The 13661-nt window shown below is 73.5% G+C and carries 13 protein-coding genes; 11 read left to right on the top strand and 2 right to left on the bottom strand.

The window, feature by feature from the left end; genetic code table 11:
* Positions 1 to 323: 323 nt before the first annotated feature.
* A complete protein-coding gene (locus ACIP94_RS38155; protein ID WP_402436667.1) occupies positions 324 to 1211 on the top strand; it encodes a hypothetical protein in 888 nt (295 codons plus the stop codon).
* Positions 1212 to 1273: 62 nt separating this feature from the next.
* Here ACIP94_RS38155 and ACIP94_RS38150 read toward each other — a convergent pair whose 3' ends face one another.
* Complete coding sequence (locus ACIP94_RS38150; RefSeq protein ID WP_402436664.1) at positions 1274 to 2566, bottom strand: DUF1015 family protein; 1293 nt, start codon at positions 2564 to 2566, stop codon at positions 1274 to 1276.
* Positions 2567 to 2636: 70 nt separating this feature from the next.
* On the opposite strand from ACIP94_RS38150, the gene ACIP94_RS38145 reads away from it, so the two are divergent.
* From ACIP94_RS38145 to ACIP94_RS38130, 4 genes are read left to right on the top strand one after another with little or no spacing between them, the layout of a single operon-like run.
* Entirely contained in the window at positions 2637 to 3665 is a 1029-nt protein-coding gene (locus tag ACIP94_RS38145; RefSeq protein WP_402436661.1) for an HAD hydrolase-like protein, read from the top strand.
* A 51-nt stretch (positions 3666 to 3716) separates the two neighbouring features.
* Complete coding sequence (locus tag ACIP94_RS38140; protein ID WP_402436658.1) at positions 3717 to 4760, top strand: FecCD family ABC transporter permease; 1044 nt, start codon at positions 3717 to 3719, stop codon at positions 4758 to 4760.
* Positions 4757 to 5794, top strand: coding sequence for a FecCD family ABC transporter permease (locus tag ACIP94_RS38135; protein ID WP_402436656.1), 1038 nt, complete (start codon positions 4757 to 4759; stop codon positions 5792 to 5794). The genes ACIP94_RS38140 and ACIP94_RS38135 overlap by 4 nt, the downstream gene beginning before the upstream one ends.
* Positions 5791 to 6660 (top strand): ABC transporter ATP-binding protein, encoded by an 870-nt coding sequence (locus ACIP94_RS38130; RefSeq protein WP_402436653.1) that lies wholly within the window; start codon positions 5791 to 5793, stop codon positions 6658 to 6660. The genes ACIP94_RS38135 and ACIP94_RS38130 overlap by 4 nt, the downstream gene beginning before the upstream one ends.
* Positions 6661 to 6876: 216 nt before the next feature.
* On the opposite strand, the gene ACIP94_RS38125 is transcribed toward ACIP94_RS38130, so the two are convergent.
* Positions 6877 to 7224, bottom strand: coding sequence for an SCP2 sterol-binding domain-containing protein (locus ACIP94_RS38125; protein WP_402436650.1), 348 nt, complete (start codon positions 7222 to 7224; stop codon positions 6877 to 6879).
* 42 nt (positions 7225 to 7266) lie between these two features.
* Between ACIP94_RS38125 and ACIP94_RS38120 the strand changes: the two genes are divergently transcribed.
* From ACIP94_RS38120 to ACIP94_RS38095, 6 genes are all read left to right on the top strand, one after another.
* Positions 7267 to 7620, top strand: a complete 354-nt coding sequence (locus tag ACIP94_RS38120; RefSeq protein ID WP_402436647.1) for a hypothetical protein — start codon at positions 7267 to 7269, stop codon at positions 7618 to 7620.
* Positions 7621 to 7676: 56 nt separating this feature from the next.
* Complete coding sequence (locus ACIP94_RS38115) at positions 7677 to 8492, top strand: TlyA family RNA methyltransferase (protein WP_402436644.1); 816 nt, start codon at positions 7677 to 7679, stop codon at positions 8490 to 8492.
* Positions 8489 to 9394, top strand: a complete 906-nt coding sequence (locus tag ACIP94_RS38110) for an NAD kinase (protein ID WP_402436641.1) — start codon at positions 8489 to 8491, stop codon at positions 9392 to 9394. The genes ACIP94_RS38115 and ACIP94_RS38110 overlap by 4 nt, the downstream gene beginning before the upstream one ends.
* A gap of 83 nt (positions 9395 to 9477) precedes the next feature.
* Entirely contained in the window at positions 9478 to 11220 is a 1743-nt protein-coding gene (gene recN, locus ACIP94_RS38105) for a DNA repair protein RecN (RefSeq protein WP_402436638.1), read from the top strand.
* Positions 11221 to 11317: 97 nt separating this feature from the next.
* The gene (locus ACIP94_RS38100; RefSeq protein ID WP_402436635.1) at positions 11318 to 12145 is read left to right on the top strand and encodes a hypothetical protein; all 828 of its coding nucleotides are present in this window, start codon (positions 11318 to 11320) and stop codon (positions 12143 to 12145) included.
* Positions 12146 to 12435: 290 nt separating this feature from the next.
* Complete coding sequence (locus tag ACIP94_RS38095) at positions 12436 to 13572, top strand: glycosyltransferase family 4 protein (protein ID WP_402436632.1); 1137 nt, start codon at positions 12436 to 12438, stop codon at positions 13570 to 13572.
* Positions 13573 to 13661 lie beyond the last annotated feature (89 nt).

Raw genomic sequence — 13661 nt, 5'->3', positions numbered from 1 at the left:
GTGACGACCGTCGTGGCGAGGACCGTGGCGACCGTGGTGGCTTCCGCCGCGACGACCGCCGTGACGACCGCGGCGGCTACCCCCGGCGCGACGACAGGCGCGACGAGCGCCGTGATGACAGGCGCGACGACCGCCGTGATGACCGCGGCGGCTTCCGTGGCCGTGATGACCGCGGTGCGCGTGGCCCCCGTCGCGACGACCGCGGTGGCCGTCCCGGCGGCTTCCGAGGCCGTGACGACCGGCGTGACGACCGCCGTGACGACCGGCGCGGCGGCGGCCGGTTCCGTGACGAGCGGGATCGTGACCGCGAGCCGATCAAGCGGCTGCCGATCCCCGAGGACGTCACGGGCGACGAGATCGACAAGGACGTACGGCAGGAGCTCCAGAGCCTGCCCAAGACCCTCGCGGACGACGTCGCGAGGAACCTCGTGATGGTGGCCCGGCTCATCGATGAGGACCCCGAGGGCGCGTACGCGTACTCGAAGGTGGCGCTGCGGCTCGCCTCGCGTGTCGCCGCCGTACGCGAGGCCGCCGGTTTCGCCGCGTACGCCAGCCAGAAGTACGGCGAGGCGCTCGCAGAGTTCCGGGCGGCCCGGCGGATGACCGGGAACATCGATCTGTGGCCCGTCATGGCGGACTGCGAGCGCGGGCTCGGCCGGCCCGAGAAGGCGCTGGACATGGCCGGTGCGCCCGAGGTGCACAAGCTCGACAAGGCCGGCCAGGTCGAGATGCGGCTCGTCGCCGCCGGTGCGCGCCGTGACATGGGGCAACTCGACGCCGCCATCGTGACGCTGCAGAGCCCGGAGCTGGCGTCCAACTCCCTGCAGCCGTGGACCGCGCGGCTGCGGTACGCGTACGGCGACGCCCTCCTCGCCGCCGGGCGGGAGAGCGAGGCGCGCGAGTGGTTCGCCAAGGCCGTCGAGGCCGACAAGGACGGCAGCACGGATGCCTCCGACCGGCTCGCCGAGCTGGACGGCGTGGAGTTCGTCGACGCGCTCGACGAGCAGGCGGATGACGAGGAGGGGAGCGAGGACAACCCCGGCGAGGACGGCGGCGACGGGTTCTCCTCCGAGCCGGCGACCGCGGAGGCCAAGGAGGCCCACGACGCCACGGAGGTCGACGACGCCACGGAGGTCGACGACGCCACGGAGGCCGAGGAGGCCGGGGACGGCACCAAGCGCGCCGAGGGCGAGGCCGGCGACCGGGGCTGACCTACGCGCACCGGGCAGGGCGGGATCCCAGAGGATCCCGCCCTTCGCGTTGCCGGGGTGCCTCAGCCGGTGGTCAGCGCCCTCAGGACCAGCCCCGACGCCGGCTTAGGACCGAATGACGTCGACTTGCGGGGCATGGTCACGCCCTGGCGGGCCAGCTCGCGTACTACTTCCTCGCGGACCGGATGCATCAGTACGGCTGTGCCGCCGATGCGCTCGGCCTTCTCGACCGTGGCGGCCGTGTCATGGATGTAGGCGATGTGCTCCGGCGAGTCCTCGGGGATGCGCCAGATGTGTTCCAGCAGCGTCCGGTGCAGCACGGTCGCGTCCAGGGTGCGCCAGGCCTCCGGGGGGCCCGTGGGCACCGTGCGGGCCAGCAGCTCCGGAGACGGCCGGTCCACCAGATGGAAGGCGCCGTCGCCCGCCAGCAGATAGGCGTTGCCGTGACCGGCCGCGTCGGCCAGCGCGTCCAGGGCCTGGGGCAGCGGCACGTCCAGGTCGCGGACGCGGAACAGGCCGGTGAGGGCGGACAGGGCGTCGGCCACCGGAAGGCGGTGCAGGAGACGGTGGATCGCGCGCACCCGAAGGGGGTAGCGGGCGGTGTCCACCAGGAGGACCAGACCGTAGTCCCAGGGGCTGGGGGAGCCGTGCTCCGCGCGTAGACGCAGATACGTCGCCCAGCGATGGTGCCCGTCGGCGATGAGGGCCTGGTGCCGGGCCAGCTCCGACTGGATCTCGGCGACCTCGGCGGGATCCGTGACCGACCACAGGCGGTGGCTGAAGCCGTCCTCCGTGGTGGTGCGCAGCAGGGGCGTACGTTGGGCGGTGCGCTCGATGACGGCCCCCACGCCGGTCGTGGCGCCGCCGCCCCGGTAGGTCAGCAGCAGGGGTTCGAGGTTGGCGGAGGTCGCGCGCATCAGGGCCGCCCGGTCGGCGATCACATGCGGCATGACGTCCTCATGGGGCAGGACCACGCCCTCCGACGGCTGCGACACGCGCAGCGCGCCGATCACACCGCGCTGGAGCATACCGTTGCCGCACTGCTCGTAGACATAGAGACCGGGTTCGGCGTCGGCCCGCAGGACGCCCTCGTCGAGCCAGCGGCGCAGGGTGTGGGCCGCCTGCTTGTTGCGTGCCGCCGGGGTGGCCGCCTGGGGCAGGATCAGCCGGACGATGTTGTGCGGATCGGCCGATTCCAGGTGCAGGAGCCCGTCCGGGCGTACGACGACGTCGTACGGCGGGGAGGTGACCGCGGCGAGGCTGCCGACGCGGTCGGGGTCGTAGCGCAGGCCCCGGAAGGGGGTCAGTTCAAGGCCCTTGCTCGCTGATACGTCCCTGGGACCTGCAGTGTTCATTGGTGCATCGTAAGTGTGTCAGTGCCATGGGGGATGATCGGGGAAACGAGCGAACGAGGAGCGATGCACAATGAGCCAGACCGTCAGGACGCGGCCCGAAGGCAGTGCGCGCCCCCTGAGCGAGGCGTACGACACGGCGCTGCTCGACCTCGACGGGGTGGTGTACGCGGGCGGCCGGGCGATAGCGCACGCCGTGGAGTCGCTCGGGACCGCTCGATCGGACGGCATGCATCTGGCGTACGTGACCAACAACGCGCTGCGTACGCCGGAGGCGGTGGCCGAGCACCTCAGCGAGCTGGGGATACCGGCCGAGGCGTCGGACGTCGTCACCTCGGCGCAGGCGGTCGCCCGGCTGATCAGCGAGCAGCTGCCCGGCGGCTCGCGGGTGCTGGTGGTCGGTGGTGAGGGACTGCGCGTCGCGCTGCGGGAGCGGGGGCTCGTGCCCGTGGAGTCGGCCGATGACGATCCGGCGGCCGTGGTGCAGGGGTACGGCGGGCCCGGGCTGGCCTGGGGGCGGTTCGCCGAGGCGTGTTACGCCATCGCGGGCGGGGTGCCCTGGTTCGCGTCCAACACCGACCTCACGATTCCGAGCGCGCGCGGTATCGCGCCGGGGAACGGGGCGGCCGTGGAGGTCGTCCGGATCGCGACCGGTGCCGAGCCGCAGGTGGCGGGCAAGCCGCTGCCGCCGATGCACCGGGAGACGATCCTGCGGACCGGCGCCCGGCGGCCGCTGGTGGTCGGTGACCGGCTCGACACGGACATCGAGGGCGCGTTCAACGGCGAGGTCGACTCGCTGCTCGTACTGACCGGGGTGACCGACGGCGCCCAATTGCTGGCCGCTCCGGCGCATCGCCGGCCGACGTATGTCGACGCGGATCTGCGGGGGCTGCCGTCCGGTCAGCCGGAGGTGGAGCCGGCGGGCGACGGCTTCCGCTGCGGCGGCTGGACCGCGACGGCGGGGCGGGAACGGCTGGAACTGGCGGGCGAGGGCGAGGCGCTGGACGGGCTGCGGGCGCTGTGCGCGGCGGCCTGGACGGCGGCCGGTGAGGGCGGGTGCGGGCTGGACGGCGGGAAGGCGCTGGCACGCCTGGGGCTGTGAGACGGGAGGGCGGCCCCCAAACGATTAGCGAGGGTAGGCTAACCTAACTTCGTGTTGGTCGACAGTCCTCCCGAAGCACGCGCGGAGACCGCCCCCGCGCCCCCGACCCGCCGGGCGATACGGTCCCTTGGACTCCTCCTCTCGCTGGTGATCCTCGCGCTCGTCGTGCTGGCGAGCATCGCGGTCGGGGCGAAGGGGCTCTCGCCCCAGCAGGTCTGGCACGGCCTGTTCCACGACTCGGGGACCTATGCCGACGTGGTCGTCGGCGACCGGCTGTCGCGGACGGTGCTCGGGCTGCTCGCCGGCGTCGCCCTCGGCCTGTCCGGCGCCGTGCTCCAGACGCTCACCCGCAATCCGCTGGCGGACCCGGGACTGCTCGGCATCAACGCGGGCGCGTCCGCCGCGGTCGTCACCGCCATCACGTATTTCGGCGTCACGAGCCTGAGCGGCTACGTCTGGTTCGCCTTCCTGGGCGCGGCCGCCGTCGGGACCCTGGTGTGGTTTCTCGGCGGCGGCCGGGGCGCCACCCCGGTGCGGCTCGCGCTCGCCGGCACCGCGATCAGCGCGGCCCTCTACGGCTATCTCCAGGCAGTGATGATCATGGACGATGCGGCGCTCGGCAGGATGCGCTTCTGGACGGTGGGTTCGCTGGCCTCGGCCACCGACGCGACCATACGGCAGGTCCTGCCCTTCCTCGTGGCCGGCACGGCCCTCGCACTGGGCCTCGCCCGGCCGCTGAACGCGGTGGCGATGGGCGACGACACCGCCCGAGCCCTCGGCGCGGGTCTCGACCGCACCCGCGCGCTGTCCATGGCCGCCGCCACCGTGCTGTGCGGTGCGGCGACCGCCGCCTGCGGCCCGATCGTGTTCGTCGGACTGATGGTCCCGCACGTCGTACGGTCCTTCACCGGCCCCGACCTGCGCTGGATCCTGCCGTACGCGACCGTCCTGTCACCGGTGCTGCTGCTCGGCTCCGACGTCATCGGCCGTATCGTCGCCCGGCCCGCCGAGGTCCAGGTCGGCATCGTGACCGCGATCATCGGCGGCCCGGTCTTCATCCTCCTCGTACGACGACGCCGGACGGCACGGCTGTGAAGAGCACCCGTATCCTGCGCACCCCGGGCGGCCTCTCCGTACGCCTCGACGTCCGGGCGCTCACCGTCGTCGTGCTGCTGCCGGCCGTCGCGCTCGCCGCGAGCGTTCTTCTGATCGGCACCGGCGACTTCTCGATACCGGCCGGCGACGTCCTCAGGACGCTGTTCGGGGGCGGCAACCCGGGCCAGGAGTTCATCGTCACCGAACTCAGGCTCCCCCGGGTGCTCGCCGGCCTGCTGGTCGGTGCCTCACTGGGGCTCGGCGGCGCCGTGTTCCAGTCCATATCCCGCAATCCGCTGGGCAGTCCGGACGTGCTCGGCCTCGGGCAGGGCTCGGCGGCCGGGGCGCTCGTGGTGATCGTGCTGTTCTCCGGCAGTGCCGGCCAGGTCGCCGTGGGCGCGCTCGTCGGCGGACTGGCCACCGGCCTCGCCCTCTATCTGCTCGCCTGGAAGCAGGGCGTGCACGGCCACCGTCTTGTCCTGGTCGGCATCGGCGTCAGTGCCGTCGTCATGGCGGTCAACGGCTATCTGCTCACCAAGGCCGACCTCGTAGACGCGGCCCGCGCGGTCGTCTGGCTGACCGGTTCCCTGAACGGGCGCGACTGGGACCAGGTGTGGCCGCTGGTCGCGCTGTGCGCCGTCCTCGTCCCGATCGTCCTCGGCCAGTCCCGGGGGCTGCGGATGACGGAGATGGGCGACGACGTCGCGTACGCCCTCGGGGTGCGCGTCGAGCGTGTACGGGTGCTGCTGATGGTCTCCGCGGTGCTGCTCACCGCTGGAGCCACCGCCGCCGCGGGCCCCGTCGGATTCGTGGCGCTCACCGCGCCGCAGCTCGCCCGCAGGCTGACCCGCTCGCCCGGGCCGAACCTCGCGGCCTCCATGGTCATGGGGGCCACCCTGCTGATCGTCGCGGACTGGGCCTCGCAGCGGGCCTTCGGCGCGGACCAGCTTCCCGTGGGCGTGGTCACCGGGGTCCTCGGCGGCCTCTATCTGCTGTGGCTGCTGGTCAGCGAGCGCCGGGCAGGCCGCGTATGAGTGCCCCGAGCGCCCCGGGCGGACCCGAAACGAACGACACAAGGAGCGCCGTGAACCGTCTCCGCGCCGACGACGTCACCCTCGCCTACGACCAGCGCGTGATCGCCGGGCGATTGTCCGTGGAGATCCCCGACCACTCCTTCACCGTGATCGTCGGGCCCAACGCCTGCGGCAAGTCCACCCTGCTGCGGGCACTGTCCCGGATGCTCAAGCCGGCCCGGGGGCGGGTGCTGCTCGACGGGCAGGTCATCCAGTCCATGCCGGCGAAGAAGGTCGCCCGGACCCTGGGCCTGCTGCCGCAGTCCTCCATCGCGCCGGACGGGATCACCGTCGGCGACCTGGTGGCCCGCGGGCGCTATCCGCACCAGGGGATCCTGCGCCAGTGGTCGGGCGAGGACGAGCGGGTCGTCCGGGAGGCGATGGCGCAGACCGGGGTCGCCGAACTCGCCGACCGCTATGTCGACGAACTCTCCGGGGGCCAGCGGCAGCGCGTGTGGATCGCCATGGCGCTCGCCCAGCAGACCCCGCTGCTGCTGCTCGACGAGCCGACCACCTATCTCGACATCCAGCACCAGATCGACGTACTCGATCTGTGTGCCGAACTGCACGAGGCACAGGGGCGGACGCTGGTCGCGGTGCTGCACGACCTCAACCACGCGGCGCGGTACGCCACCCATCTCATCGCCCTGCGCGACGGCGAGGTCGTCGCCGAGGGCGCGCCGGGGGACATCGTCACGGCGGAACTGGTCGAGAAGGTCTTCGGGCTGCGCTGCCAGGTCATCGACGACCCGGAGACCGGCACCCCGCTGGTGGTGCCCGCGGCACGCAGGGCACGCACACGGGGCGCGGCCGAAGAGGTCGCCTGAGCCACCGTGGGGCCGGTGAGGCCTTCCGAGTCGCTGCGGGCCCGGGGAGAGGCACCTGACCCGCCGCGGGCCCGGGGAGAGGCACCTGACCCGCAGCGGGCTGGAGGAGGCAGTCTGCTCGCAGCGGGCCGGAGGAGCAGTCTGCCCGCCGCGGGCCGGAGGAGGGAGTCCGCCCGCCGCGGGCCGGGAGGGCGGCCCGAGGAGCCGCTGCGGTGACTAGAGGAGCTTTCTGAGTCGCAGCAGATCCAGCAGGGCCGCCTCGAGCTTCACCCGGCCCGAGGCCCACGCCTTGGCGAAGTGCAGCTCGCCGTCGACCATCGCCACCAGGTCGTCGCCCGTCATCGCCAGCCTGATCTGGGCCTTGTCGGGCGGCGGTCCCTGGAGTGTGTCGAGCACCTCGATCCGGCCGTCCTCCAGACGGCCGACGAAGGTGACGTCCAGGTCGGTGATACGGCAGCTGAGCGAGCGGTTCAGGGCCGTGGCCGCGCGCACGTCCCCCTCGGAGCCCGCCAGGTTGTCCGAAAACTTCTCGAGTGCCCTGCGGCACTCCTCAATCGTGGCCATCGTCAGCGACGGTACCTCAGCGCCACGAGGTAGCGTCGGGGCATGAGCGACTCTGTGACCGCGGCGAGGGTGACGGCGGAGACGGCCGCGGAGCAGGCCGGGTCCGCGCCCGAACGTACGGCCGGACCCATGGCCGAAGCCGCGGTGGAACCCGCGACCGAACCCGAGTACGACCCGGCCGCCCCGGCCCCGCTGCACGTGGATCGGACCCCCACCGGGAACCCCGACGTCGACGCCCGGCTGGAGCGGCTGGCCGATGCCGACCACCTCGCCACGGACGGCCATGTCGAGGTGTACGAGGATGTACACCAGGGGTTGCGTGACGTGCTCACCGCGCTCGACTCCCGCCCGGGACCCCCGGTGCCCGCCCGTCACCCGACCACCACCCCCCAATGAGACCCTTCGGGTCACACACGGCAGATGACCGTACGAGAACAGGAGCTGAACCGAACGTGGCAGGAGTGGCACGCCGCCGTCTTGACGCGGAGCTGGTCCGCCGGAAGCTCGCGCGCTCGCGTGAGCACGCCAGTCAGCTGATCGCCGCGGGCCGGGTCACCGTCGGCAAGGCCGTCGCGACCAAGCCCGCCACCCAGGTGGAGACCGCGGCCGCCATCGTCGTCGCGCAGGACGACAGCGATCCCGAGTACGTGTCCCGGGGCGGCCACAAGCTGGCGGGCGCGCTGAAGGTCTTCGGGCCCCAGGGCCTGACGGTCCGGGGACGGCGGGCGCTGGACGCCGGCGCGTCCACCGGAGGCTTCACCGACGTCCTGCTGCGCGCGGGCGCCGCCCGTGTCGTCGCCGTCGACGTCGGGTACGGACAGTTGGCCTGGTCTCTCCAGAGCGATGAACGCGTCACCGTCAAGGACCGTACGAACGTACGGGAGTTGACGCTCGAGGTGATCGATGGGGAACCTGTGGATCTTGTCGTCGGAGATCTGTCCTTCATCCCGCTCGGACTGGTGCTGCCCGCCCTGGTGCGGTGCACAAAGCCGGATGCCGACCTGGTGATGATGGTCAAGCCGCAGTTCGAGGTGGGGAAGGAACGGCTGGGCAGCGGCGGAGTGGTGCGCAGCCCCGAGCTGCGCGCCGAGGCGGTGTGCGGGGTCGCCGGGCGGGCGGCGGAACTGGGGCTCGGCGTGAAGGGCGTGACGGCCAGTCCACTGCCCGGGCCCTCGGGCAACGTCGAGTACTTTCTGTGGCTGCGAGCCGGGGCACCCGCACTGGACCCGGCCGACGTTGACCGAGCAGTGGCGGAGGGGCCGCGTTGACACAGAACTCAGGTCGTACTGTTTTCCTGCTCGCCCACACCGGGCGGCCCGCGGCCATTCGCAGCGCCGAGCTGGTGGTCAAGGGACTGGTGCGGTGCGGGATCGGCGTACGGGTCCTGGAGGCCGAGGCGGCGGACCTGCCGCTGTCGGACGAGGTGGAGCTGGTCAAGGAGGCCACTCCGCAGTGCCTCGACGGGTGCGAGCTGCTCATCGTGCTCGGCGGCGACGGAACCCTGCTGCGCGGCGCCGAGTTCGCCCGCGCCTCCGGGGTGCCGATGCTCGGTGTCAACCTCGGCCGGGTCGGCTTCCTCGCCGAGGCCGAGCGCGACGACCTCGACCGGGTCGTCGACCGGGTGGTGATGAAGGCGTACGAGGTCGAGGAGCGCATGACCGTCGACGTCGTCGTGCACAAGAACGGCGACATCGTGCACACCGACTGGGCGCTCAACGAGGCGGCCGTGCAGAAGGTCTCCGCCGAGAAACTCCTGGAGGTCGTCCTGGAGATCGACGGCCGGCCCGTGACCGGGTTCGGCTGCGACGGCATCGTGTGCGCGACCCCGACCGGATCCACCGCGTACGCCTTCTCCGCGGGCGGGCCCGTGGTGTGGCCCGAGGTGGAGGCCCTGCTCATGGTGCCGATCAGCGCGCACGCCCTGTTCGCCAAGCCGCTGGTGACCTCGCCGGACTCCGTGCTCGCGGTGGAGGTGCAGCCGGACACCCCACATGGGGTGCTGTGGTGCGACGGACGGCGGATGGTGGAGCTGCCCCAGGGCGCGCGGGTCGAGGTGCGGCGGGGAGCGGTGCCGGTGCGGCTGGCCCGTCTGCACCACGCCTCGTTCACCGACCGGCTCGTGGCGAAGTTCGCCCTGCCCGTGTCCGGGTGGCGGGGAGCGCCCCACTGAAGGGTGCGGGCTGAGGGTATGCGGGGCGCGGTGTCCCCCTCCGGGGTGACAGGGCCGCTCGCACATCCCCAGCCCGACCTCGTATGGTCTTCTCCGTGTTGGAGGAGATGCGGATACGGTCGCTCGGAGTCATCGACGACGCGGTCGTCGAGCTGTCACCCGGTTTCACCGCCGTGACCGGTGAGACGGGTGCGGGCAAGACCATGGTCGTCACCAGCCTCAGCCTGCTGCTCGGCGGCCGCGCGGACCCGGCGCTCGTACGGATCGGCGCGAAGAACGCGGTCGTCGAGGGGCGGATCGCCCTGGCCCGCGAGGCCTCCGCCGCCGTACGCGCCGAAGAGGCCGGGGCCGAGCTGGACGACGGGGCGCTGCTGATCAGCCGTACCGTATCCGCCGAGGGACGCTCGCGGGCGCACCTCGGCGGGCGCTCCGTGCCCGTCGGGGTCCTGGCGGAGCTGGCCGACGAGCTGGTCGCCGTGCACGGGCAGACCGACCAGCAGGGCCTGCTGAAGCTGTCCCGGCAGCGACAGGCGCTCGACCGGTACGCCGGTGACGCCGTCGCCGTGCCGCTCGCCAAATACGGAGAGGCCTACCGGCGGCTGCGGGCCGTCTCCACCGAGCTGGAGGAGATCACCACGCGCGCCCGCGAGCGGGCCCAGGAAGCCGACATGCTGCGCTTCGGGCTCGAGGAGATCGCGGGCGTGGAGCCACGAGCCGGCGAGGACGTCGAGCTGGCCGAGGAGGCCGAGCGGCTGGGGCACGCGGAGGCGCTCGCGTCGGCGGCGACCGCCGCGCACGCGGCGCTGGCGGGCAATCCCGAGGACCCCGAGGGCGTCGACGCGGCCACGCTGGTCGCGGGCGCGCACCGGGCCCTGGAGGCGGTCCGCTCGCACGATCCGGTGCTGGCCGGGCTCGCCGACCGGATCGGGGAGATCGGGATCCTGCTGGGCGATGTGGCCGGGGAGCTGGCCGGGTACGCCGACGACCTGGACGCCGATCCGCTGCGGCTGGCGGCCGTGGAGGAGCGGCGAGCCGCCCTCACCGCGCTGACCCGGAAGTACGGCGAGGACGTGGGCGCCGTACTCGCATGGGCCGAGCAGAGCGCCGCACGGCTGACGGAACTCGACGGCGACGACGACCGGATCGAGGAGCTGGCCGCCGAGCGGGACGCGCTGGGCGCCGAACTGGGCGCGCTCGCCCAGGCGTTGACCGATGCGCGGACGGAGTCCGCCGAGCGGTTCGCCGCCGCCGTCACCGCCGAGCTGGCCTCGCTCGCCATGCCGCACGCACGCGTGTCGTTCGAGATCCGGCAGACGGACGACCCGGACGGCGTCGAGGTCGGCGGGCGCACGGTCGCGTACGGGCCGTCGGGCGTCGACGAGGTCGAGCTGCTGCTCGCGCCCCACCCGGGCGCGCCGCCGCGGCCCATCGCCAAGGGCGCCTCGGGCGGTGAGCTGTCGCGGGTGATGCTCGCGGTGGAGGTCGTGTTCGCGGGGACGGACCCCGTGCCCACCTACCTCTTCGACGAGGTCGACGCGGGCGTCGGCGGCAAGGCGGCGGTCGAGATCGGGCGGCGCCTGGCCCGCCTCGCGAAGACCGCGCAGGTCGTGGTCGTCACCCATCTGCCGCAGGTGGCGGCGTTCGCCGACCGGCAACTGCTGGTGGAGAAGACGAACGACGGGTCGGTGACCCGGTCGGGCGTGAAGGTGCTCGAGGGCGAGGACCGCATCCGGGAGCTGTCCCGGATGCTGGCGGGCCAGGAGGACTCCGAGACCGCCCGGGCGCATGCGGAGGAGCTGCTGGCGACGGCGCGGGCAGACGACTAGCGGCAGACCCCAAGCGGGCAGACCACTAGCGTGCGGACGTCTGGCGTGCGGACGTCTGGCGGGAAACGCCGTCGGCCGGCTCCCGTAGGGTGGCGGGATGATCACGCGTTCTCGCAGGACGGTCTCGTTCGCCCGCGCCGCGGCCGTCACCCGCGCCACCACCAGCGCCCTGCGCGCGCTGGCGCCGGGCGGCCCCGGCCGCTGGGAGCGGAAGAACCACGCGGGGCGGACCGTCGAGCTGTACGCGGGCCCCGCGTCGGCCGTGGCCGTGGCGCTCGCCGCCGGGCGCGTCCACCCGGCGGCGGGAGTCGCCGTGCTCGCCGCCGGTGCCTGCGGCGCCTACGACGACGTCGTAGGCGCCGGGGACCCCCGGCGCGGGTTCCGGGCGCATCTGTCGGCCCTGCGGGACGGCGAGGTCACCAGCGGTGCGGTGAAGCTGTTCGGAATCTCGGCGGCGGCGCTCGCCGCGGGGGCCGCGTTGCAGCGGCGGCCGCTGGACAAGGTGCTGGCGGGGGTGGTGATCGCCGGCGCCGCGCACTTCGTCAACCTTGTGGACGTGCGGCCGGGGCGGGCCGCCGGAACCGTCCTCGCCCTGGCCGCTCCGGGGCTGCCGCGGGCGGGAGCGGGCGGGCGGCTGTGCGCCGCCGTGCTGGGGAGCGCCGCCGCGGTGCTGCCCGAGGATGTGGGCGAGCGGGCGATGCTCGGCGACACCGGAGCCCATGCCCTCGGCGCCGCCCTCGGGACCGCCGTGGCCGTCGGATGGGGATCTCCCCGCCTGAGCGGCGCCGGGCGTGGGGGAGGCCGGGCCGGACTCCTCGCCCACGCGGCGGCGTTCGTCGCCGCGGCCGCGTGCGGGGAGAAGGTGACCGAGGCGGCGAGGACCTGGGGAACCGGCTCACCCATGGCACCCGCACACACCACCTGACCCCGCCACGCGCCTCACCCGGGGGAGTGACCGGGCGTGCCGCCGGTCGCGCCTCACCCGGGGGAGTGACCGGGCGTGCCGCCGGTCGCGCCTCACCCGGGGGAGTGACCGGGCGTGCCGCCGGTCGCTCGGTCCGCCTCCGTCGCCGCCCTCCGCCGGTGCCGCACCACCCCCGCGCCCTGGCATGCTTGAGTCATCCGCGGAGCACCTCGCGCGGTCCACGCCCATCGCGCGATCCTTCTGTACGTTTCTTCGTGACCGCCCGATGCCGAACCAGGAGCCCCGGCCACGTGAGCCTCGCGAGCAGCCACTCAGCGCACGGCCGGACGCCGCTGCGCACCGTGCAGGTGCTCGGCGGGGGCAGTGCGGGCAGCAGCGCGCATGTGCGGTCGCTGGCCGCGGGCCTCGTCGCCAGGGGCGTGCAGGTGACCGTATGCGCCCCCCTTGAGGCCGAGCGCATCTACGATTTCACCGGCGTCGGCGCCCGGCACATCCCCGTGCCCCGCAGCACGGATCCGACCTCCCTGGCCGCACTCCGCGGCGTCTGCGCCGAGGCGGACCTGGTGCACGCCCATGGGCTGCACGCGGGTCTGCGTGCCGCGCTCGCGCTCGGCGGGCGGCGTACCCCCTTTGTGGTCACCTGGCATACGCGGGCGCACGCCGAGGGCGCTCGCGCCCATCTGAGGCGCCTGATGGAACGGCGGGTGGCCAAGGCCGCGACCGTCGTCCTCGGGACCTCCTCCGACCTGGTCGACCGGGCCCGCCGCCGCGGCGCGCGGGACGTTCGGCTCGCCGCCGTCGCCCTGCCCGCTCCCCGCACGTCCCCCGAGGACGACGATCCCGACCGCCTGCGCTCCAAGACCCTGGCCGAACTCGGCGCGACGGGCCGGCCGTTGCTGATGGCGGTCGGCTCCCTCGAGCGGTACCGCGGATACGACGTGCTGCTCGACGCCTCCCGTGTCTGGCGTCGCCTCGATCCGGTGCCCCTGGTCGTCGTCGCGGGGGAGGGGCCACTGCGGACGGTGCTTCAGCGGCGCATCGAGGACGAGGAGTTGCCAGTGCGACTGGTCGGGCGGCGAGAGGACGTCGGCGAACTGCTCGCCGCCGCCGATCTGGCACTGCTGCCCAGCAGCTGGGAGTCCCGGTCCCTCCTCGCGCAGGAGGCCCTGCACGCGCGCGTGCCGCTGGTCGCCACGGCCGTCGGCGGTATCCGCGAACTCGTCGGCGACGCGGCCGAACTCGTCCCCTTCGGCGACGCGGCGGCCCTCGCCACCGCCGTCGTACGACTCCTCGACGACCCAGTGCGCCGCGAGCTGCTGCGGGAGAGGGGCGCCCGGCAGGCCGCCACGTGGCCCACCGAGGACGAGACCGTGGCCCAGGTGCTGAGCGTCTACGACGAGTTGACGCAGGCGCGGCCCTTCCCCTAGTGAGCCGGTCCGGAGATCCTGTCGCAGTAGCGGCAGATGCGGTCGATGATCTGGTCTGCGGTCTTGGTCCACTTGAAGGGGCGGGCCTG

This window comes from Streptomyces sp. NPDC093261 (genome assembly GCF_044753645.1).
Classification (GTDB): domain Bacteria; phylum Actinomycetota; class Actinomycetes; order Streptomycetales; family Streptomycetaceae; genus Streptomyces.
The sequence above is the reverse complement of the archived record's forward strand: the minus strand, read 5'-3'. Positions and strand labels throughout refer to the sequence as shown.